Source organism: Ectothiorhodospiraceae bacterium BW-2 (genome assembly GCA_008375315.1).
Lineage (GTDB): Bacteria > Pseudomonadota > Gammaproteobacteria > Thiohalomonadales > Thiohalomonadaceae > BW-2.
In genome coordinates this window covers 825862-846739 of the sequence record CP032507.1, presented here as the reverse complement: position 1 = coordinate 846739, position 20878 = coordinate 825862, and the positions used below count along the sequence as shown (strand labels likewise).

The 20878-nt window shown below is 47.5% G+C and carries 23 protein-coding genes; 19 read left to right on the top strand and 4 right to left on the bottom strand.

Annotated features, from left to right (window positions below):
• Positions 1-78: 78 nt before the first annotated feature.
• From D5085_03915 to D5085_03825, 19 genes are all read left to right on the top strand, one after another.
• Positions 79-1383, top strand: coding sequence for a hypothetical protein (locus D5085_03915; protein ID QEP42354.1), 1305 nt, complete (start codon positions 79-81; stop codon positions 1381-1383).
• A gap of 20 nt (positions 1384-1403) precedes the next feature.
• On the top strand, positions 1404-1835 hold the full coding sequence (locus D5085_03910) for a hypothetical protein (GenBank protein ID QEP42353.1): 432 nt from the start codon (positions 1404-1406) through the stop codon (positions 1833-1835).
• A 5-nt stretch (positions 1836-1840) separates the two neighbouring features.
• Entirely contained in the window at positions 1841-2923 is a 1083-nt protein-coding gene (locus D5085_03905; protein QEP45047.1) for a response regulator, read from the top strand.
• A gap of 43 nt (positions 2924-2966) precedes the next feature.
• Positions 2967-5924, top strand: a complete 2958-nt coding sequence (locus tag D5085_03900; protein QEP42352.1) for a response regulator — start codon at positions 2967-2969, stop codon at positions 5922-5924.
• 29 nt (positions 5925-5953) lie between these two features.
• A complete protein-coding gene (locus D5085_03895) occupies positions 5954-6358 on the top strand; it encodes a YjbQ family protein (GenBank protein ID QEP42351.1) in 405 nt (134 codons plus the stop codon).
• Between the two features lie 18 nt (positions 6359-6376).
• Positions 6377-7264 carry a glycosyltransferase family 2 protein gene (locus D5085_03890; protein QEP45046.1) on the top strand — a complete coding sequence of 296 codons (888 nt, stop codon included), beginning with the start codon at positions 6377-6379 and terminating at the stop codon, positions 7262-7264.
• 29 nt (positions 7265-7293) lie between these two features.
• On the top strand, positions 7294-7476 hold the full coding sequence (locus D5085_03885; GenBank protein ID QEP42350.1) for a hypothetical protein: 183 nt from the start codon (positions 7294-7296) through the stop codon (positions 7474-7476).
• 517 nt (positions 7477-7993) lie between these two features.
• Positions 7994-8248 (top strand): hypothetical protein, encoded by a 255-nt coding sequence (locus tag D5085_03880; GenBank protein QEP42349.1) that lies wholly within the window; start codon positions 7994-7996, stop codon positions 8246-8248.
• Between the two features lie 183 nt (positions 8249-8431).
• On the top strand, positions 8432-9190 hold the full coding sequence (locus D5085_03875) for a glycosyltransferase family 2 protein (protein ID QEP42348.1): 759 nt from the start codon (positions 8432-8434) through the stop codon (positions 9188-9190).
• A gap of 1 nt (position 9191) precedes the next feature.
• Positions 9192-9620 carry a nucleotidyltransferase gene (locus tag D5085_03870; GenBank protein ID QEP45045.1) on the top strand — a complete coding sequence of 143 codons (429 nt, stop codon included), beginning with the start codon at positions 9192-9194 and terminating at the stop codon, positions 9618-9620.
• On the top strand, positions 9613-9921 hold the full coding sequence (locus tag D5085_03865; GenBank protein QEP42347.1) for a nucleotidyltransferase domain-containing protein: 309 nt from the start codon (positions 9613-9615) through the stop codon (positions 9919-9921). The genes D5085_03870 and D5085_03865 overlap by 8 nt, the downstream gene beginning before the upstream one ends.
• Positions 9922-10052: 131 nt before the next feature.
• A complete protein-coding gene (locus tag D5085_03860) occupies positions 10053-10595 on the top strand; it encodes a hypothetical protein (protein ID QEP42346.1) in 543 nt (180 codons plus the stop codon).
• Between the two features lie 115 nt (positions 10596-10710).
• Positions 10711-10998 (top strand): hypothetical protein, encoded by a 288-nt coding sequence (locus D5085_03855; protein QEP42345.1) that lies wholly within the window; start codon positions 10711-10713, stop codon positions 10996-10998.
• Positions 10999-11054: 56 nt separating this feature from the next.
• On the top strand, positions 11055-11531 hold the full coding sequence (locus D5085_03850) for a DUF29 domain-containing protein (GenBank protein ID QEP42344.1): 477 nt from the start codon (positions 11055-11057) through the stop codon (positions 11529-11531).
• A 28-nt stretch (positions 11532-11559) separates the two neighbouring features.
• Positions 11560-11997, top strand: coding sequence for a DUF29 domain-containing protein (locus tag D5085_03845; GenBank protein QEP45044.1), 438 nt, complete (start codon positions 11560-11562; stop codon positions 11995-11997).
• Between the two features lie 847 nt (positions 11998-12844).
• On the top strand, positions 12845-13672 hold the full coding sequence (locus D5085_03840; protein QEP42343.1) for a class I SAM-dependent methyltransferase: 828 nt from the start codon (positions 12845-12847) through the stop codon (positions 13670-13672).
• Complete coding sequence (locus tag D5085_03835) at positions 13669-14661, top strand: UPF0104 family protein (GenBank protein ID QEP42342.1); 993 nt, start codon at positions 13669-13671, stop codon at positions 14659-14661. Before D5085_03840 ends, D5085_03835 begins: the two co-directional genes overlap by 4 nt.
• Position 14662: 1 nt before the next feature.
• Positions 14663-15355: a class I SAM-dependent methyltransferase gene (locus D5085_03830; GenBank protein ID QEP42341.1), complete on the top strand. Its 693-nt coding sequence runs from the start codon at positions 14663-14665 to the stop codon at positions 15353-15355.
• Between the two features lie 12 nt (positions 15356-15367).
• Positions 15368-15901 (top strand): hypothetical protein, encoded by a 534-nt coding sequence (locus D5085_03825; GenBank protein ID QEP42340.1) that lies wholly within the window; start codon positions 15368-15370, stop codon positions 15899-15901.
• An 18-nt stretch (positions 15902-15919) separates the two neighbouring features.
• Here D5085_03825 and D5085_03820 read toward each other — a convergent pair whose 3' ends face one another.
• Genes D5085_03820 through asnB form a run of 4 tightly spaced genes read right to left on the bottom strand, consistent with a single transcriptional unit; the run spans position 15920 to position 20876 of the window.
• Positions 15920-17014 carry a radical SAM protein gene (locus D5085_03820; GenBank protein ID QEP42339.1) on the bottom strand — a complete coding sequence of 365 codons (1095 nt, stop codon included), beginning with the start codon at positions 17012-17014 and terminating at the stop codon, positions 15920-15922.
• A gap of 10 nt (positions 17015-17024) precedes the next feature.
• The gene (locus D5085_03815; protein QEP42338.1) at positions 17025-17882 is read right to left on the bottom strand and encodes a class I SAM-dependent methyltransferase; all 858 of its coding nucleotides are present in this window, start codon (positions 17880-17882) and stop codon (positions 17025-17027) included.
• Positions 17828-19009 carry a hypothetical protein gene (locus tag D5085_03810; protein ID QEP42337.1) on the bottom strand — a complete coding sequence of 394 codons (1182 nt, stop codon included), beginning with the start codon at positions 19007-19009 and terminating at the stop codon, positions 17828-17830. The genes D5085_03815 and D5085_03810 overlap by 55 nt, the downstream gene beginning before the upstream one ends.
• Complete coding sequence (asnB, locus tag D5085_03805; protein ID QEP42336.1) at positions 18993-20876, bottom strand: asparagine synthase (glutamine-hydrolyzing); 1884 nt, start codon at positions 20874-20876, stop codon at positions 18993-18995. Before asnB ends, D5085_03810 begins: the two co-directional genes overlap by 17 nt.
• Between the last annotated feature and the right edge of the window lie 2 nt (positions 20877-20878).

Below are 20878 nucleotides of genomic sequence, written 5' to 3'. Positions count from 1 at the left end.
AGCGCTATAAACGATTTATTGTCAACCAAGATGTGGTATAGTGCGCCCTAACACTCCTCTGAGAGCGCTGCTGCCTAGATGAAGTTTATTGACCACAACAATGACACCCCTATCTGCGTGACAAATAGATCGTCTATCTTCTTAAAACTGCTATCTTTCCCGCTAGCGGGGCTGCTGCTGCTGGCCGTTAGCGATGGCTGGGGGTCGGCGCTACAGCTTAACGGCTACGGCACATTGGCCTACTCTGTCGATGATAACTCCTCTTTGGCACCACTACGAGATATTAATCAGCGTGATATGCCCTCTTCACGGGATGGTTATTGGCAGCTCGACTCTCGTTTGGGGGTACAGTTAAGTTATCGGATTGACTCCCGTTTTGAGGCGGTCGGGCAGCTATCGCTGCGGCCGCAGCACCAAATCACGCTTAAAAGCAGCACTGAACTGGCCTACCTGCGTTGGCAGATGACGCCGCGGTTTCAACTTCGTCTGGGCAAGGTCGGTTATGCGGCCTATCTTATGTCTGATCACCGCAATTTGGGCTACGGCTATAGCTGGTTGCGACCGCCGCCGGAGTACTACGGTTGGGCACCTATCTATTCGGTCTTGGGTGTGGATGCCTCTTGGTCACTCTATCAGGGGACGACCCACTGGGAGTTGCGGCTACAGGGGGGAGGTGAGGATATGGTGGTGCCGTGGGGCGATGAGAGTTGGGATATCGCCTATCGCGATCTGCAGACGCTAACACTCTCTCGCATTGACCGTCATTGGACGCTGAAACTGGGGCTCTCTCGGTATGGTGTTGATAACGAACCGCGCATTATGCAGCCGGTACTGGCCGGGTTGCAGGAGGTGGCTCGTCTGGGAGTGGCGGGGGTAAGTGGTGAGAGCCAGTGGCTCTACGACGGACTTAACTACGATGCTATTAAGCAGCGATATGGCTCATTGGGGGTGCTATACGATAGTGGCCGTTGGTTTGCCCAGGGGGAGCTTGGTGTGGTTGATGCCTCAGCGCGTGGTGGTATTAACGCCAATATGGGGTATGTGGCCGCAGGTCACCGTTTCGGATTGTGGCTGCCATACGCTATTTTCGGTTATGCCCGTTCTGAACCGATCTATGAGGCTCAATACGACTGGGCCGTGGTTGACCCCGATCTGGTATCGTTGCAGCAGGTAGCGGTCACCACCATTAATGCCTTGCGTATCGAACAGCAGACGCTCTCAATCGGCACTCGCTGGGATTTTCAGCCGCAGATGGCGTTAAAGTTGCAGTGGGATCATATTCGGGTAGAGACACTTGGGTATCTCCTCTGGTTTCGGGACGCTCTTGACCTCCCTACGCAGCGAGTGAATATGTTTAGTGTCGGACTCGACTTTATCTTTTGATGTGTATGAGTAAATTACTAATGCTGTTGCGGTTAGGCTTTTGGTGGGGGAGCTGTTCGGTGGTAACCCTCCAGGCTGAGGAGATTTGGGTCGTGGTTCACCCCCAAAATCCGCTCACCCAGCTCGAAGCGCAGCAGGTGGCCGATCTCTTTTTGGGCCGCTCACAGCTCTTTCCCAATGGTCAGCGGGCGGAGGTGATCGAACAGCGGCGCGATAGCCGAGTACGGGAGGCCTTTTTTTTAGCGCTAGACGATATGCCGCTTGCCTATGTGAACGCCTACTGGGCTAGGTTGCAGTTTAGTGGTCGCGTTAGACCGCCTCAGGCATTAGAAGATAGTCTGGAGGTGGTCGAGGTGGTGGCGAATAATCCGGCGGCCGTTGGCTATATTGCCACATCGCTACCGCAGTCGCTGCTAGCAACGATTAAACCGGTCTTGAGGTTAAATCAATAGTGCTGTTGTCAACTGAGCCGCTACAGGCAACCATCCTGATTGTGGATGATACGCCGGAGAATATCGATATTTTGGTTGAGCTGCTAGCGCCGAACTATCGCACTCGGGTGGCGCTCAATGGCGAGCGAGCACTGCAACTGGCCCAGAGGGAGCCCTATCCCGATCTCATTTTGCTCGATGTGATGATGCCGGGTATGAGCGGCTATGAGGTGTGCGAGCAGCTAAAGCAGCTACCGCGTCTAGCCGCTGTGCCGGTGATCTTTATTACGGCAATGAGTGAGACGGAGGATGAGCAGCACGGACTCGATCTTGGTGCGGTGGACTATATTACCAAGCCGATTCGTCCTGCCATCGTCAAATCACGCATCGCGACCCATCTACAGCTCTATCAGCACCAAAAGGTGCTGGAGGAGACGGTATGCCGACGGACAGCCGCACTTAGGCGGACACGGCTACAGGTGATTCGTCGTCTTGGGCGGGCGGCCGAGTTTCGTGATAACGAGACCGGTAACCATGTGGTGCGCATGAGCCACTACTCCCGCCTGATTGCTAGCGCTTATGGCCTCGATGAGAGGCAGATCGAACGGCTATTTCAGGTCGCGCCAATGCACGATGTCGGTAAAATTGGCGTCTCTGACCACATTCTGCTCAAACCGAGCAAGTTGAGCCCTGAGGAGTGGCGTGAGATGCAGCGCCACTGTGACATAGGGGCAGAGATTATCGGTAACCATCAAGATGAGCTGTTAAGTGCGGCGCGACTGGTAGCGTTAACCCACCACGAAAAGTGGAATGGCAGCGGCTATCCGCAGGGGTTAAGGGGGGAGGAGATCCCCCTCTTTGGCCGCATTGTTGCCCTAGCCGATGTGTTCGATGCGCTAACCTCAGCGCGGCCCTATAAAGCGGCGTGGCCGGTCGAGCGGGCGGTTGAGTTGATTAACGCGGAGGCAGGAGAGCACTTTGATCCGGCGCTTATCGCCCCCTTCCACCAAGTGTTACCACAGATATTACAGGTAAAAGAGCGCTACGCGGAGGGGCGGGAGCACTTGAGTGATACCGATTTAACCGCTGATGGTCGGACAGCGATATAGCTTGTGATCTTGCGTCACAGAGTAATGATCAGGTGACTTAAGCATGGTGCAGCCGTGGCTAAGAGGAGGACTGGAGTTTCGGTTGGTGGTTGTTGCCGTCGCTACTATGCTGCTATTTGCGCTAGGGATGGCCAACTTCACCTACCTTCGCGCCTATAATGAGCAGCAGCAGCAGGCGGAGCAGCTACAGCACCACCTAGTTCGCACCGTTAAGGCACAAGCCGAAGTGGCGCTCTTTGCTCGTAACGAGATAATAGCGAACGATGTGGTCGAGGGGTTAATGGCCAATCCGATGATTTTGGCGGTGCGTCTAGTCGATAGTGAGGGCATTTTGAGTGAGAAGAGTCGTCAGTCGCAGCCCGATTTCAGCGACAGTTACCGCTACCAACTCACCGCCCCGTTTAACCGTGATGAGTCGGTAGGGGAGCTACGGGTGGTGATCAACCGTATTGAGATTGATGCCCAAGCGTTTCGTGCCGGTCTCAATCAGAGCTTGATCCTGCTGCTGCAGCTAGTGGTGGCGACGACTATTTTGGCGCTGACGATCCGCTATATGCTACTCAAACCGATTTTGGCGCTAGCGCAGCAGATTGTGGCGCTTCAGCCCGGCAGCGCTGGACGACTCTTCTGTCCTAAAGAGCACCAACACGATGAGCTTGGGGTACTGATTGAGAGTATCAATGCGATTTTGACAACCACCGAGACGACCATGGCGCAGGAGCGGGCACAACGCCAGCAGCTAGTGGAAGCGAGGGAGGCGGCAGAGCAGGCGGCTCGCACTAAATCGGAGTTTTTGGCCAATATGAGCCACGAAATTCGCACACCGATTAACGCGATTACCGGTATGGCCTATCTAGCACTACAGGGGGAGCTATCGCCGAAACAGCGGAACTATGTCACCAAAATCGACAACTCGGCCAACCATCTGCTGCGAATTATTAACGATATTCTCGACTTTTCTAAAATTGAAGCGGGTGAACTCCACTTTGAACAGATTCCGTTCTCCCTTGACGATGTGCTGCGACAGCTAGTCGATCTGACCATTCAGCGGGTACAGGAGAAGCGATTAGAGCTGCTGTTCGATCTTGAGCTCGATCTACCGGCGCAGTTTAAAGGAGATCCCTACCGCTTAGGGCAGGTGCTGCTCAACTTTGTCGGTAATGCGATTAAATTTACCGAACAGGGGGAGATTCTGCTGCGAATACGGCGACAGCCCGATGGCGGTACGCTAGCCGAGCAACAGAGTCAGCTTAGGTTTGAGATTATCGATACCGGTGTCGGGATGACTCCTGAACAGCTATCGCGGCTGTTTCAGGCCTTTAGCCAAGCCGATAGCTCAATTACCCGCAAATATGGCGGTACCGGCCTTGGCTTAACTATTAACCGCCGTCTGATTGAGATGATGGGCGGGAGTGTCGGGGTGGAGAGTCAGCTAGGGCAGGGGAGCAACTTCTACTTCGATATCTCTTTTGAGGCGATGGCTCCACCGAACCCCCTTCTCGAACCCGAGCTGGCGCTAGAGGGGATGCCGATTTTGGTGGTCGATGATAACGCTATGGCGCGAGAGATTCTGGCCGACCTATTGCAAAAGATGCGCTTTCAACCGGTTGTGGTCGATAGTGGCGCAGCCGCGCTGCAGCAGCTAACGCTAGCAGAGGCAGAGGGGAGAGCGTTTGAGCTGGCGCTCATCGATTGGCAGATGCCGCAGCTCGATGGGCTAGCGCTAGTTGCACTGCTAGAACAGTTTGCCGACAGCCGTCCCCCCGCAGTGGTGATGGTGACGGCTCATGATCGGGATGCGCTGCTAGAGCAGGCCGATGCGGAACAGTTAGCAGGTGTCGTGACCAAACCGATCTGCCCCTCGCTGCTATTAAATGCAATCTTAACCGCTTTAGGCCATGAGCGAGTGGTGCGAAGCCAGCGCCGTCAGCAGAGCAACCCTTTAAGTGATCGCAAACGGCTACAGGGGGCCTATCTGTTAGTGGTAGAGGATAACCCCACCAATCAAGAGCTAATTATCGATCTTCTTAAAATGGCCAATATTGGTTGCGATTTGGCGCATCATGGTGCCGAAGCGCTGCAAAAATTGCAGCAGCAGCGCTACGATGGGGTGTTAATGGATTGCCAGATGCCGGTGATGGACGGTTTTGAAGCCACACGGCAGATTCGCGCTAATCCCGAACTGGCCGATCTACCGGTATTAGCCCTCACCGCTGGGGTGATGAGTGAGGAGCGGCAGCGCTGTGTCGATAGCGGTATGAGCGACTATATTGCCAAACCGATTGATGTCGAACAGCTCTTCTCGGTGATGGCGCGATGGATTAAACCGATAGTCTCCGCCGATATTGGCTTAGAGGCTGTGAGCGAGACAGAGAGCACTCTTTTGCTACCGGCGGTTGAGGGGCTAGAGCTGCAACAGGCGCTAAAGCGCCTAGCCGGCTCAACGGCGCTACTACAAAAGCACATCACCAACTTTCCGCTTCGCTACGGCGCGAGTGCAAAGGAGATAACGCAGGCGCTACAGCAGCAGGATAGTGAGCGGGCTAGGCGATTAGCGCACACGCTAAAGGGGGTGAGTGCAACGATAGGGGCAAATGCACTGTCGCAACAGGTAGCAGAGATCGAAGCGGCGATTGCCGCTGGCAAATTAAAGCACGATGCCGCCGAGTTACCGCAATTACAGCAGGCGCTAACGACTCTCTGTGGTGCGATAGAGAGCCAGTATGGAGTTCGACAGGAGGAGGTGCACGAGCCGGCGGTAACATCGACACTCTCAGCTAAGGAGATGGAGACAGTGGTAGCGGCGCTAGAGCAGCTACAGCAGGCGCTATTGATAGGCGATGCCCGAGCTGTGAAAGAGCAGCAGCCGCTGTTGGAGCAGTTAGCGCGGCTCGGTGAGGCGGAACTAGCCAAAGAGCTACGAGAGATGATCGCCACTTATGAGTTTGAACAGGCGCAGCAGCGACTGCAGCCACTATTGCAGCGGTTACAGCCGAATTAGAGAGATAACTAGAGCGTAGAGAGGTTTTTATGCAACAGACCATGATGTTTGATACCCAAGAGAGCGAGGTATTAATCGATATTACCGCTGAAGTTAAGGCGTTAGTCGAGCGAAGCGAAGTCGAGCACGGCATCGTTTCGGTCTATGCCCAAGGCTCAACCGCAGCGATTATGGTGCAAGAGAGCTGGGAGCAGAGCGTGCAGCACGATGTCATTACGCTACTGCGGCAGTTAGTGCCGCAAGGGGTGTGGCAGCACGATACCCAAGAGGCAAATGGCGCGGCCCACCTAAAAGCGGGTCTAGTCGGCTCCTCTGAGACGATTCCGATTATGAGTGGGGCGCTAGATCTGCTAAGTTGGCAGAAAATTTACCTCTGTGAGTTTGATGGCCCGCGCAGTCAGCGGCGGGTGGTCTGTACGGTGATTGGTGATTAGCAAATGGGTGCTAAAGCGATGGCGCAGACGCTAGCCGAGCAGTTAACGATTGTGATTCCGGCGAAAAATGAGGCGGCGGCACTAACGACGCTGCTGCCTAGCCTTAGGCAACACTATCCCGACTGCACTATCATTGTGGTTAACGATGGCTCTACCGATCAGACCGAGGCTCTCTGTCGCGCCAATGCTATTGAGGTGGTGAGCCACCCCTATAGCAAAGGCAACGGGGCGGCGATAAAGAGTGGCCTTCGGGCGGCGACTAGTGACTATATCCTCTGTATGGATGCCGATAATCAGCACCGTGTCGAAGATATTGCCGCCCTCATCGCGAAGAGGGCGCAGGGGTATGAGATGGTGGTTGGGGCTAGAGTCGATAAAAAGTCGCAGGCTAGCACCGCAAGGCTGGTCGCTAACGGCTTCTATAACCGCTTTGCTAGCTGGGTGAGTGGCCATACCATTGTCGATTTAACTTCAGGTTTTCGTTTAATGGAGCGGCGCAAGGCGCTGGAGTTTATCCATCTGTTACCGAACGGCTTCTCCTACCCGACCACGATAACCATGGCCTTCTTTCGTGCCGGTTACAGCGTCGGTTATGTGCCGATTACCACCAATCCCCGTATCGGCAAGAGCCATATTCGTCTCTGGCGCGATGGCGCTAGATTTCTGCTCATTATCTTTAAAATCGGTACCCTTTTCTCGCCGATGAAGCTGTTTCTGCCGGTCAGTCTGGCACTGTTTCTGACCGCTAGCGGCTACTACCTCCATACCTATCTAACCATAAGTCGCTTTACCAATATGAGTGCGCTACTCTATATGACCTCAGTCATTATCTTTATGTTAGGTCTGGTCTCAGAGCAGATTACAGCGCTGCTCTATAAAGATAATAGCCAGCGCCAACAGTCGTAACCACTACTATCGAATCGAAGGAGAGCGCCGTGTTATCCCCGCAGAGTCAGTCAGCAACTTATCAACAGCTAGTTGAGTTACCGGAGCATTGGGTCGGTGAAATTATCGACGATAGTCTGATTAGCCACCCTCGGCCTGCTCCGCGCCATGCACTGGCGTCGAGCTATCGGCGCTATGGGCGGACTAAATTTAGCGCAACAAGGGGGAAGTAATGGAGTGGTTGGACTCGAAGAGTTAAAACTGTGTGCAACTTTGAGTCATGAGTTATGCGTTTAACTCATTTCCAGCGGAAAGTGATTGAGGAGACCGGCTTAGTCGATTTTCCGGATAATATGCCGTGGAGTTTTCAACAGGTGCTAGATCAAGCATGGTTACCTGAGTCAATAAACTAAGCTACAGCTCCACCGTTTTAAATTCACTATACCCCTTGTAACGAGTTCAATTTGATCGGTAATATTGAGTCTGTTATCTAAAATCATATTCAGTTAATCTATGCAGCCTTGTCTAAGCTTTAAATAGTGACACAAGGGTGAGCAAAGTCGTTAGGTTAAAAAATAGCGAGCAAAATGATGACCAGCCATTTAGATAAGGTATCTATCCTGCAACAGCGAGTTGCCAAACTAACTAAGCACTATCAGGCGTTATCGGAGTATAGAGCATTAATTGACCAAATGGGCGAAAATGCCATAACTGTTGCCGGTTTTAATCGATTTGGGTGTGAGGTGCTCCATGTATCTCTCTGATAAGCTAAGAAATCAGCTGCGTGACGCGATTCAACACCACTTTGACGCTCCTAAAGAGATTATCCTGTTTGGCAGTAGCGTCAATCCTGACAGCCGTGGCGGGGATATCGATATCGCACTGAGTAGCCACTACGACCGCAGTCAGTTTCGGCAGCGCAAAGCGGCTCTGTTAGCGGCACTACTGCAGCAGGATATTGAACTACCGCTCGATCTGTTACAGCTACAAGCAAGATGCTGGTGAATTGCTAAAGCGCGAGATCCAACAGCATGGCGTTCGGCTATAGTCGAGAGCGTGGTTTGTCCATCACGAGCCACTAAAAAGCCGCCGCAGCCCTGTTAGCGGCAAACGGTTTTGCCCAACAGCCGCCGCTTGGTTTATTATGTCGCCCCTGTCACCGCCGCCACCTTAAGAGGCTTAAACCCGATGCCCTTATCGCTCACCTTTATTATTCCGGCTAAAAACGAAGCCCAATCGCTACAGCAGCTACTGCCACGACTGCGCCAAAGCTATCCTGACTATCCGGTTATAGTGGTGAATGATGGCTCTGATGATGAGACCGAGGCGTGCTGTCAGCAAAATGGGGTTCAAACTATTACCCACCCCTACAGCAAAGGTAATGGAGCCGCGATTAAATCGGGAATTCGTGCCGCCGATACCGACTATATTCTCTGTATGGATGCCGATAACCAGCACCGGGTTGAAGATATCGCTGCGTTATTAGAGCCGATAACCCGGGGATACGATATGGTCGTTGGGGCGCGGGGCGATAAAAAGTCGCAGGCCAGTACCGTCCGCCTGGTCGCTAACGGCTTCTCCTACCCCACAACCATTACGATGGCCTTTTTTCGGGCCGGTTATAGCATTGGCTATGTGCCGATTACGACCAATCCACGCATTGGCAAGAGCCATATCCGATTATGGCGTGATGGTGCCCGTTTTCTACTCATTATCTTTAAAATTGGCACTCTGTTTGCGCCGATGAGGCTGTTTCTGCCGGTGAGCTTAGTGCTATTTCTCACTGCCAGCAGCTACTACGGCTATACTTTTATGACAATTAACCGCTTTACCAATATGAGTGCGCTCCTCTATATGACATCCGTGATTATCTTTATGCTAGGTTTGGTCTCTGAGCCGATTACCACCCTGCTCTATAAAGATAGTGGGCATGACCGCAAGGACTAACCTGAACATGAAAATCGACACCACCTTTTTACAGCGTTGCATTCAGGCACTGCAGCGCGCCATTCAGCAGCTTGAGATCCACACCCCGGATACAATAGAGTATGAGATGTTTCGTTCTGCAGCGATTAAAGAGTTTGAAATTATCTTAGAACAGTCTGGCAAGCTGCTGCGCCACTGCTTAAAGCCCTGGTTTGCCTCGGCTAAAGCGGTTGATCGGCTTACCTTTAAAGAGGTGTTTCGCTATGCGGCTAAGCACGACTTAATTGATTTAGAGAGCTCCGAGCGCTGGCTTATCTATCGTGATAACCGTAATAATACCGCCCATGACTATGGCGTTAATTTCGCTGAGGCAACACTTAAATTACTACCGCAATTTATCGCAGATGCTTCAGCGTTAGAACAGACACTGCGCCGATGTGACTATGATTGATCTGCGCCCTAAAGATAGAGCCGCAATTATCGCCTTAGCACAACAGACCCTGTCTGAGCAGAGGGAGATATGGGCCTATGGTAGCCGGGTTAAGGGGACGGGGCACGATAGCAGTGATCTCGATTTAGTGATTAAATCGCCGGCTGACTCTCCGCTAACCCTTGATGAATTAGTGACCTTTAAACAGCAGCTGCACGACTCAACTATCCCGATTTTGGTACAGGTGTTTGACTGGAACCATATCCCGCCGCAGTTTCGTGTTGCGATTAACCAAGCCGAGGAGCTACTCTACCGCCAGTAGTGGCTGAGATTAGATGTACATGATGAGATTTTCACTACAACAACTCATTCAGGCAGGGGAGGATTCAAAGACCGAATTGATGAGCAGAACCGAATCAGCGTATTAGGTGCGCTCTTTTTGCCCAAAATGGGATGCAGCTGTTGCCCCAAAGTGGGATCGAGCTCAACTATTTTGATGGCACCGATACCAGTAGTGGGCTACTCGATTACCGCAGCGAAAACTGCACTGTGGTACCGGCTATCGAAAAGGCGATCGATTTTGTTAGCCAAGCTAACCGCACAACAGTTAAATTTGACTCAAATTCACCACAGCGGATTGAGCAACCGAGCTACGAGCCGATGATTATTCGTGAGCTAATTGTTAACGCCTTTATGCATCGAGACTGGTCTATCTTTGGTCAACGCATCCGTCTTAATCTGTTTCACGATCGGCTGGAGCTATTTTCACCGGGAAAGTTACCTAATACACTTAATTTAACCCGGGCTCTATCTGGTATATCTTACTATCGTAATCCGATTATTTCACAAATGTTGAAAGATTATGGTCTGGCGGATCGGATCGGTCGGGGATTGCAAAAGGTGGTCAATTTTCACCGCGAACACCAACTGCCACCACCGCTGTTTGAGGCGGATATCGCTTTCTTTCGGGTTACACTCTATAATGCTAACCAATAAGCTTTAGTTTACAGGGGAAAAATGTCGTCACTATCGCTCCATCCGCTTCCATCTGACTTGCCATGGCCATTTCAGACGGTTATGGCTCTGAGTTTTTGGTCAGAGTGAGCAGACTATGCGTTTAACCGCAGAGCAGCAGTATCAGATTCGCCACTGCTTTGAGCAGGTATTTGAGCATGGATCTATCTATCTTTTTGGTAGCCGGGTCGATGATCAGCAGCGTGGTGGTGATATTGATCTATTTTTGGAGCTAGAGGAGCATGAGCGTCTGTTTGAAAAAAAGATCAAATTTTTAGCTAAACTCAAACGGCAAATTGGTGATCAAAAGATTGATGTGGTTTTTAATCTCGATCCATCCTGGCCTATTGAACAGGAGGCGCGTAAGTGGGGCATAGCGCTTTAGAGAGTTATCGGCAGCAGTTTATAGACACCAAACAGATGAGAAACAAGGTCTGATAGATGTATCCTGATTCCGCTTCACAAAATAGGTATGATGAAGATATCTATAACTGGACTAAAGCCCAAATTGCATATTTACAAACAAGAGAGTTTGAGTCTCTGGATATTAAAAATCTAATAGAAGAGCTAGAGGATATGGGTAAAAGCACCCTGCGTGAGTTAGAGAGCCGCTTAATGATACTACTAGCACATCTGCTTAAATGGCAGTTTCAGTTTAACAAATTAGCTGAACAGTGGCAGGCGTTTGAGGGTAAAAGCTGGCGCAATACGATTATTGAACAGCGGGCACAGATTCTGTTTTTACTAAAAAAAGTCCCGAGTCTGAAGGCAAAGATAGCTGATGCGGTTGAAGAAGCCTATCCCGAAGCTGTCGCTTTAGCCAGTAAAGAGAGTGGGATAGCGGTAGCTACTTTTCCTCTGCGCTGTCCCTATACCTTAGATCAGCTATTGGATGAAGATTTTTTTCCGCAGTTGTGATATGGAAGAGGTATCTCTAATGAGTGCGATGCAGTTGGAGTATGAAAAAGATTTCTATTACTGGATTAATAAAAATATTGAGCTATTAAAACTGCGTAATTTTGCTGAACTCGATATCGATAATCTTATTGATGAGTTGGAGAGTATGGCTAAAAGGGATAAAAGAGAGTTAATCAGCCGTCTTATGGTGCTTATTGCCCATTTATTGAAGTGGCAATATCAGCCCAACCATCAAAGTAGTGGTTGGCGGGGGTCCATTGTTGAGCAGAGAATTAAAATCGGGCAGCAGTTAGAGGATAGTCCCAGTCTTAGCCGATATCTGGAAGAGAGTGTGATGAAAGCGTATCCGAATGCTCTCACTTTGGTTGAGAAGGAGACCGGCGTTGGTGCAGACCGACTTCCGCAACAATGTCCATACTCTGTTGAGCAGTTGCTGGATCAAGATTTTTATCCTGTGCAGTCGTAGAGATGAGAGACGCAAAATTTTCGTGTAGTGATAGCGGGGCGGTAGTCATTATTAGGGTGACGAGACGATGAACAAGACCTGGGTTTCGTAGGGGCGGGTTTGAAACCCGCCCCTACACGCCGTGGATTTCCGGAAGGTAACCGTTCACTCTCCCCGCTAAATTTTTACCCCTCACCCCAACCCTCTCCCGCCGGGAGAGGGAGATTAAGGAGGGAGAGTGAACGGTTACACCGGAAGAGATGGTCATTTAAAAAGCACGGTTTGAATCACACTTGGTTGGAGGGGCATAATAGAAACCGCAAGTCTGACGAAACGATGAACAAGGCCCCTTCAATCACTGAGCTTGAAGTCAAATACGCCACCGGTGAGCAAGGCAGCGACTCTTTGCGCTGACGCCAGTGATGCAGTGTGGTGCGAGGAATGTCCAAGTGCTGTGCAATGTCGGCTTCACTCAGCTCCTGAGTCATTTGCTCGTATTGTTCTAGCAGTTGGGCAATGTCTATACGGCTACGGCGAGGTTTCTGCTTGGGATTAGCGACCGATTCAGTTACACTAGCTTCTGACCTGACACTTCCTCTTTTGTGGCGATAAATGGTTTTCGTCAACAGATTTTACGCCTCAGAAGTGTGGGTGTCATGTCTCTTGTGAAATCGGGCAAGCTGCCGGTTTGTGGCTGTCCCTGACGAAACGATGAACAAGGCTAGTTGAATGATAGTCAGCGAGGTGGTGATATTGAACTTTTTCCTGAGATTGATGATCAGTCTGAGCTCTGGAGGCACGCAGGTGGGCAATGCCTCTGTCAGGTGAGACTGGAGAAATATGAGTCAATTTAATGAGGATTAAGTGAGTGCTTGATTTAGATGGTGGTGATCTTTTTTATAGTGAAAGATTAGGTAAAATGGAGCGGTGGTACTGCCGTATTTTTGGCGTGCCTATTGTTGGTTTACGGATTCGTTTAAGAACGGTAAAACGGTTATTGCCAGAGGGCGCGACTCATATTTTGGATGCGGGTTGTGGGCGTGGTGTTATCTCTCGTTATCTTGCAAAGCGCTATCCTAATGGACAGATAACAGCTATCGATTTTGATAGTGATACTCAAAAAGATAACCAAATCATTGCTAATCGGACAGGGCTGAATAACATCCAATTTAAAATAGCTGATCTTACTGTATTAGCAGATCATGAAAAATATGATCTGATTGTCTCTGTGGATAATTTGGAACATGTTGACGATGATCGGGCTGTTATTACTCAGCTATATAACGCTCTGCTACCTAATGGTAAATTGGTTGTTCATGTTCCCCACTTTTATCGCCGTTGGCCACTGTTTAAATGGCAGGAAAATTTTGATGTGCCGGGGCATTTTCGTCCGGGTTATCACTTGCCGCAATTAACTGAACGGTTGGAAAGGGCTGGTTTCAGTCTTGAAGATAGTGGCTACTCATATGGTTTTTTAGAGAATTTTATTAATAATATATCTTACTGGATTACGGGGGCTAGAGAACAAAATAAAACATTGTATGCACTTATTTTTCCGATGCTAAATGCAATGGCATTTCTAGGCCGAAATGAACAACTAAATATGGGGGCGGGTGTTTGGGTTATTGCAAAAAAAAGTAATCAAATAAATCAGATGTCTATGACCGTGGAATCCTCTGTCGAACATCATTTATGATAAAAAAAAACATATTTGTAACTCTATTTAGAGGGGGAAGGTCATTAGTATTGCCTATTGTGGGTTTGTTATTGTTAGGCCTGCTCATTTGGTATTATGGTTTTACGAATATAATCAATACTATATTTAGTGAATTTGAGCTAAACTGGGCAATAATATCTGCTTTATGCATTCTCATTTCAACATTAATTGGTTCAGTAAATGTATATCTTTTTTTAGCAAGAATAAATTCTCTATCTCTAAATTACGCTAAGTTTTTACGCTTTTATTGGTTGTCATGGGGAGTTGGGCAAGTTGTTCCAGGACAGGTAGGTGATATTGCTACCTTAGGAATAACTCTCAGGAAGCATGGCATCTCAGCTTCAACTACGATTGGTAGAGCAGCTATGGACAAAGTGATTTCTCTGCTGGTGATTACATTGGTTGGCCTGATTGGCATTTTTCTGTTGATTAATCAGAGCAATGGGATGATTGATATGACGCCAAGTTGGTTCTGGTTATCGTCAATATTGCTTGTAGCGGCTATTTTTTGGTTTCTAAATCCCAGAATTCTGCAATTTTTTGATGTCTGTAGAGACGATTGGCGCGGGGATGTTGGTAGAGCTAGAAAAGAGTTTATTCATATATTTCGTCATGAATTCAAACTTATCCAATTAAATCTGTTTTTTACTGTGAATAAGGTGGGTTTAATTGGGTTAGCATATTGGGCAATGTTCAGAGCGCTAGGGGAGAGTGAATTGACTATTCTTCAAACCATTCCATATGCGACACTATCTGGTTTGATAGCGTACCTTCCGATTAGTTTTAACGGATTGGGTACAGTGGAAGCGGCTGCAATTATTTTATTCGACCAGCTAGGTGTTTCGGCGGATGTAGTGCTTTCCGTTTATCTTTGTCTTCGTATAATGATTCTGATTTTAGCTTGGTTACCTTCGTTATTATTAATTTTTTTTGAATCATTAACCCCGATCCTTAATAGTGGTAATTGATATGGAAAATAAATACTATATTAAAGAAAAAAAGTTTTGGGATAATAAAGGGACTACTGACTATTGTTCCCTCTCTGAATTTGATCAAAAGAGGATTTATCAGTGGATAGGTTGGAGTGGTAATGGTAAGGTTTTAGATATTGGTGGTGGGTCTGGTATGATTAGTCGAATCATTTCTGACATGCCCAATACTGAGGCATTTTGTGTTGATATTTCACTTTCTATGCTGCAACATTCTGTTGTTACCAGTATTCAGGCTGATGCCTTGCGATTACCATTTAAAAACGATAGTTTTGATATGATTATAGCAGCAGCTTTTTTTCACCATTTGCCAGGAAGGGAGTTTCAACTACTTTGTGAAATGCATCGTGTGCTGCGTCCTGGGGGACGAGTGATTGCTTATGATCCAAGTGCTGATTGCTTACAGAACAGATTTTTTATGTCCGATGGTTTTTTTAGGCTAAATATGTTTAGTCCTGATGAGCTCCCGCTATATCCAAAACATATTGAGCGATATGCGACTCAGTGTGGGTTTTCATCTTTTTCATGTAAACTTTTTTCGTTCAGAAATTCACGACTAACTATATTTGAATTCATTCAAAGATATATTTTATCACCTATTGCTATAGGCCCATTAGAAAAAATCTTTGAAAGATGGTTTTTCTGGGAAGTTTGTAAAAAACAAATAGGATAAAAAACAAAAACAATGGTCGAGCCAAAACTCTATAGCATTAGGAAGTTTCCAAGATATATTATTAATTACCTTATAGAAATAAATTTTTCTGTTCTACCCTCTGAGCCAATTTCCAATTGGTGGAAGGGAAAACTACTTTCGGCTAGCGGTTCGACAGTTGGTAGAGGAGTTAAATTTGGTCGTAACCTATGGATAGATGATTATTCAAAACTCATTATTGGAGACTATGTTTTCTTTAACTATGGCTGCATGATTCTTTCTGGTGGAGGTGTCTATCTGGGTAATAATGTTCTTCTAGGTCCGGGGGTAACTATTCTTAGCGCTAACCATGATACAGAACTAGGGTGTGTTATGCGTACTTCTGCACCTATTTATGGATTGGTCACCATAGAAGCAGATGCTTGGCTTGCTGCTAGATGTACTATTCTACCCGGTGTGACTATTGGGAAAGGAGCGGTAATTGCTGCGGGTGCAGTTGTGACAAAAGATGTTCCAGCAAACACAATTTTTGGAGGAGTCCCCGCAAAATTTATCAAAAAAAGATGATATATAGATTGATTATTTTTATTTAAGCATTCGTTTCGTTTTTGCAATGGATTCACCCATTGTTGGAAAAAAACCTTTTGCGGACATTCTCAAATTTTCCTCTGCATAGCAAGAGAGATAACAGCGGGTACAATCTCCTTTAAAAGCATCTATTCTTGTCTGTCGATGTTGTGCTGATCTCCATATCTCCTCCATCTCCTGTTCTTTGAGATTGCCAAGAGACTCGGTCATGAAAGAACAGAGAGTCACATTACCATACACATCTAGCTCAATACGGTTGGAGCCTTGTAGGCACGGATGAGGAAAATAGCTATGCCCCTTTCGATAGTATTCTGGAATGCTTTTCAAATATGCCGCGCTATTATTTAACAATCCAGTCTCTTTTTTAAATGCCAATAATCTATCAATCTCAATTTTTAACTTTTCTAAAAAATCAGGCTCTTGATAGGGTGACTCTCTAACTTGAATCTCATCATGAAAATAGCCCTCATGATAGGCAGTAAATCGAATACCGTCCAGTTTTTGTTCCCTGACAAAGTGACAGAGCTCTAGCCATTGATCCATATTGTCCTGCATTAAAACCGAACCAATGCGAATATTTTTGACGCCGGAATTTTTAAGATATCCAATGCTGCGAGTTACTTTGGTAAAACCGTTTACTAAACCACGAGTTAGTAAATAGTTGTCGTTACCTACACCATCTAACCCAATCGTTACTACTCTTGGATTAAGCAGCGCTAACTGCTCCGCTTTTTGCCGCGTGATTAGTGTTCCGTTTGTATTGATACCAAAACCTAAGCCCATGTTTTTTAGGTGACCTAGTATTTTAAAGATATCGGGACGGGTGAATATCTCTCCTGAGGCGTTCACTCCCACATACTCTACCCCGAAGGCTTTAAGTCGTGAGAAGATAACTCCCCACTCTTCACTAGAGGGTTCGTTAGGATTTCGATCTCGTTTCCAAAAGTCACACATCGTACATTTGGAGTTGCAGTATTCAGTGAGGTAAACATTAGCGATGGTCGGTTTCAAGTTAATAACGGCGCGACCACCAGTTAGAGGGGAGATGATCGCGCGTGTAGATTCTTTGATGAGTAATCGAATAGATGTCATTATTTGCAGTTTAATCCTTCGTTGCGCGTATCATCAGGTGCCAACCTACAGTTTTGGATAGCATACGATAGAGCCATTTTGGCATGGCGCGATAAATAGCGCCATATCCCTCACCAAAAACATATTGAACATCAATATCTACTTTGGAAAAATCGGCAAATAGCTTACGGACTTCTGTCTTAGTGTAGCGTCTAACAACAGGACATAGCTCATCTTTTTCTTCAAAGGGTACGCGGGTTAAATGATGAATTGTCTCATTTAGGGAACGCCGGTGGTAGAGCATAATCCGGGCTTCTCCGCTAGGTTTAAGCACGCGAAATACTTCACTAACACTTTTTTTAGTGTCCGCCACATGGTGTAGTACCCCGAATGAATAGACATAATCAAAGACAGCATTCGGAAAAGGTAAATTACATGCGTCTCCGACATTAAAGTGAGCAGGAACTTCTTTGCGTAGAAAGCGTTCCTTTACGGTCTTTATACCCACTTGGGTTAGGTCAATAGCGTAAAGATCCATACCGTGGCTGGCAATTTTAAAACTATCGAGACCGATGCCGCAGCCGATCTCCAGAACCCTCTTTCCTGGCTTCATATCTCGAATCCATGGTAACAAGTGGTAGTGAGTTCGGTAGCGCTGTTCTTCTAAATCGGTAAAGTATTTATCTTCCCCTCGTTTAGAATCAGATATTGTGCGTCCATAAATGCGTTCTGCATTGATATTGCGTTCCCAGAATTTTTTTATTTCAGCGGTCAATTCTGGTTTAATTGTAGTGTCAATGTTTTCTATCTTTTTCATCCAATTTAACCTTTGTTTCATTTTTGCAGTATTGATGTTGCCAGATAGGAACCCAAAGCCCTGACCATCCATCCGTTACACCAACGCAATAAGGTAAATTTTTTAGTGAAATATCTGGTTTTTTGATAAAAAAAATGACCAGAATTATGATACATGTTAGACAGAGTCCATGTCAAAATATCGTTCACTAGCTGTCCGTACTCTCCTCGATGTCTGGAGAAAGTAATAATCCCCTGCGCTGCACCATGAATATCATGGGGGTAGTCTTTGTCACTCATCCATCGCGGACTACCATTTGGATTAAATAACTTATCCGCATAAAACTGTAATCCACGATGATAGTGTTTATGCCACTGTGTATCTCTGGTTGCTTCCATATAGTTCCAGAGTGCATCTAAAATAAATCCAGTATGATAGTTATCATGACGAATATGGGAATCTGAAGCTGGATCAGTGTAAAACCAAGCACCGTAGTCGGTTTGTTGGTTAACCACATAACACACCAGTCGCTCAGCCGTTTCAGAGAAGTTATTATCATTGGCCAGTTGGCCATACTGCGCCATCACCGAGCCGATTAAAATACTGACATCCATGACTCGCATCGTCATCGGTAATGGCATATAGGCGAGACATAACTCCTGCTCTGTCTCTTTCAATCGGGTCAGATCGTGACTGAAAAAATCAAGTGCCGATCGGACTCGGGCTAGTAGTTCCGGTTTTTGTGTGAGTCGATAGCCATCCAGATAAGCTTCGCAGACAAAGGCGGTAACAACGGCATTAGGTGTGTTGGTTGGCGCAAAAAAACCGGGATCACGCCAAGGGTAGTGGTAGCCCCAACAGTCACCTGACCAGCTCCCTGGTGATCGAATAGAGTCAAGAGTCGTGAATAGCTCGAACGCTTCGTCTAAAAATCGCTGTTGTTGGAAAACGCGATATTGATCCAGCAAGCCTCTGATAAACAGCGATAGCCCTTTAGGGTTATAGACTTTGGGAGTTAAGAGTAGTGGCCGTATATTCACCGGAAAGCGCATCACCCCCTGAATAGCAACCATTCGTGGCCATTTACCCCACCCTAACAGCAGCCTCAAGAGGGGGCTGTTTAATCCATCGTGTTTATTGTAGCCGCGATATCCCTGATTTCGGCTCCAGTGGTACACCTGTTCAAGAATAGTAGCTAACTGCTCAGTTGTGTATCTCACTCGGACTCACTCCTTCCTCAAATATTGCCAGCCATAAATGGGTTCCTAACATCAAATAGAGCATAAAGTAGTGCCATCGTAACCGTTTTTTCGGTTTAGCGGTGCGAATCGAGTTCACAAATTGGGGATTAAATAGCCCATATTTCGCTATCTGCTCTTCAGATAACCAAATGTCGGCAAGATTATTTAGCTCTTGGTGAAAAAATGTCGCCGCATCGACCTGAAATCCGCTTTTAGGACGATGGAGGATCTCCGTAGGTAGCAGCGGTGAAACCATTTCGCGCATAAATCCCTTGTTTTTTCGTTGAGGCATCAGTTGATCGCGGCCATGTTGGGCAACATTGGAAGCCAGTAACTGATCAACAAAGGGTGTTCGCACTTCCAGACCATGAGCCATGCTGCAGCGATCTTCCTGCCATAAAAGATCATTTACCATTTTGTTTTGCCACTCATATTGGTTAGCAGCAATCACAGGATCAGCCCGATTAGGCCAATTTTGTTCAATGAGTTCAAAGGCGTTGGTTAGCGATTGATCCAGTACTCTGGGGCCATAGATCTGTCGCCGAAGCGTGGGACTATCCCAAACATTACGCAATAGACCATAAACATGTGGCCAATTTCCTAATTGCGATAGCATACGTAGCGCCCGTTCAGGCTCACTCCAAGGTAACCGTTCCATTTTTGCAGCCAGCGGCGCTAACCCCAAACCAACTCCTTGGGTCAATCGTTGTGGTAGCCATTGATGAATTTGCTCCCCTTGTGCCAGTAGTCGATGGAGATTATAGCCGTAAAATAGCTCATCTCCACCCACACCGGAGAGTGCAACCTTTACCTGTTTTACTGCCACTTGTGCCAGTTGTAACACTTGCCATGCGTTTACCTTAGGCTGTTCTAAGTGATAGATTAACTGCGGTAGGCTCTGTGCAACGCGAGTGTGAATGGTTCCGCGATAGTTTTTGACGCCTAACAGTTGTGCGGTTCGGGTTGCATTATCGGCCTCGTCCGGATCATCACCAATGGCTAGGGTAAAGGTCTTCATAGGGGTGGCCTGATGCCTAGCTGCTAGAGCTACGATTGTGGCCGAATCGATCCCGCCAGAGAGATAAGCGCCCACCTCGACATCTGCAGCCGTATGCAGTGCCACTGTTTCGGATAGGGAATCTAACAGGTTAGCGCTGCTCGGAGAGTTTGGCGGCGGAATCTCTCTTTGTGTGATGGCGGACTCTCTGTTCCAGATTAATACCGCCCCGGGAGCCAGTTGATGAATGCCGCTAAATAGGGTTCGTTCTCCCGGAAGGTAGCGATAGTTCATCAATAGGTGTAGCGAGTTACTATCAAGGGCAGCGTGATAACCGCTGGCTAAAATAGCTTTGGCCTCTGAAGCAAATATTATAGAGTTATCTTCTGTTTCGTAGTGATAGAAAAGCGGTTTAATACCCAGTGGATCGCGCACTAAATAACCTGTTTCTATTTCGCTATCCCATAATGCAAAGGCATACATTCCGCGAAATTTAGCAAATCCTTGCCAACCATAGTGGCGATAAACAGCCAAGATGATCTCTGTGTCAGATTGGGTTTGAAATGGGTAGCCTGCATGGATTAGTCGCTGGCGTAACTGCCTAAAATTATAGATTTCACCGTTGTAGATTAGCTGGATTTTCTTATCCAGAGTAGCTAGCGGTTGTTGCCCAGATTCGATATCAATAACCGACAGGCGAGCATGTGCCAAAGCGGCATGATTATCAAACCAAAGGCCTTCACCATCCGGTCCACGATGTTTAATGGTTTGTAACATGGCTCGTAATTGATGCGTTGTGTTAACAGTTATATTATATTTTGAGCTAAACCAGCCAGCGATACCACACATAA

What these genes read in the sequence shown, in the direction of transcription:
- D5085_03820 (QEP42339.1), bottom strand. Translation starts at nt 17,014, where the DNA reads ATGACATCTATTCGATTACTCATCAAAGAATCTACACGCGCGATCATC.
- D5085_03875 (QEP42348.1), top strand. Translation starts at nt 8,432, where the DNA reads ATGCCCTTATCGCTCACCTTTATTATTCCGGCTAAAAACGAAGCCCAA.
- D5085_03855 (QEP42345.1), top strand. Translation starts at nt 10,711, where the DNA reads ATGCGTTTAACCGCAGAGCAGCAGTATCAGATTCGCCACTGCTTTGAG.
- D5085_03845 (QEP45044.1), top strand. Translation starts at nt 11,560, where the DNA reads ATGCAGTTGGAGTATGAAAAAGATTTCTATTACTGGATTAATAAAAAT.
- asnB (QEP42336.1), bottom strand. Translation starts at nt 20,876, where the DNA reads ATGTGTGGTATCGCTGGCTGGTTTAGCTCAAAATATAATATAACTGTT.
- D5085_03860 (QEP42346.1), top strand. Translation starts at nt 10,053, where the DNA reads ATGCAGCTGTTGCCCCAAAGTGGGATCGAGCTCAACTATTTTGATGGC.
- D5085_03825 (QEP42340.1), top strand. Translation starts at nt 15,368, where the DNA reads ATGGTCGAGCCAAAACTCTATAGCATTAGGAAGTTTCCAAGATATATT.
- D5085_03900 (QEP42352.1), top strand. Translation starts at nt 2,967, where the DNA reads ATGGTGCAGCCGTGGCTAAGAGGAGGACTGGAGTTTCGGTTGGTGGTT.
- D5085_03895 (QEP42351.1), top strand. Translation starts at nt 5,954, where the DNA reads ATGCAACAGACCATGATGTTTGATACCCAAGAGAGCGAGGTATTAATC.
- D5085_03910 (QEP42353.1), top strand. Translation starts at nt 1,404, where the DNA reads ATGCTGTTGCGGTTAGGCTTTTGGTGGGGGAGCTGTTCGGTGGTAACC.
- D5085_03890 (QEP45046.1), top strand. Translation starts at nt 6,377, where the DNA reads ATGGCGCAGACGCTAGCCGAGCAGTTAACGATTGTGATTCCGGCGAAA.
- D5085_03850 (QEP42344.1), top strand. Translation starts at nt 11,055, where the DNA reads ATGTATCCTGATTCCGCTTCACAAAATAGGTATGATGAAGATATCTAT.
- D5085_03835 (QEP42342.1), top strand. Translation starts at nt 13,669, where the DNA reads ATGATAAAAAAAAACATATTTGTAACTCTATTTAGAGGGGGAAGGTCA.
- D5085_03880 (QEP42349.1), top strand. Translation starts at nt 7,994, where the DNA reads ATGTATCTCTCTGATAAGCTAAGAAATCAGCTGCGTGACGCGATTCAA.
- D5085_03815 (QEP42338.1), bottom strand. Translation starts at nt 17,882, where the DNA reads ATGGATGGTCAGGGCTTTGGGTTCCTATCTGGCAACATCAATACTGCA.
- D5085_03865 (QEP42347.1), top strand. Translation starts at nt 9,613, where the DNA reads ATGATTGATCTGCGCCCTAAAGATAGAGCCGCAATTATCGCCTTAGCA.
- D5085_03830 (QEP42341.1), top strand. Translation starts at nt 14,663, where the DNA reads ATGGAAAATAAATACTATATTAAAGAAAAAAAGTTTTGGGATAATAAA.
- D5085_03915 (QEP42354.1), top strand. Translation starts at nt 79, where the DNA reads ATGAAGTTTATTGACCACAACAATGACACCCCTATCTGCGTGACAAAT.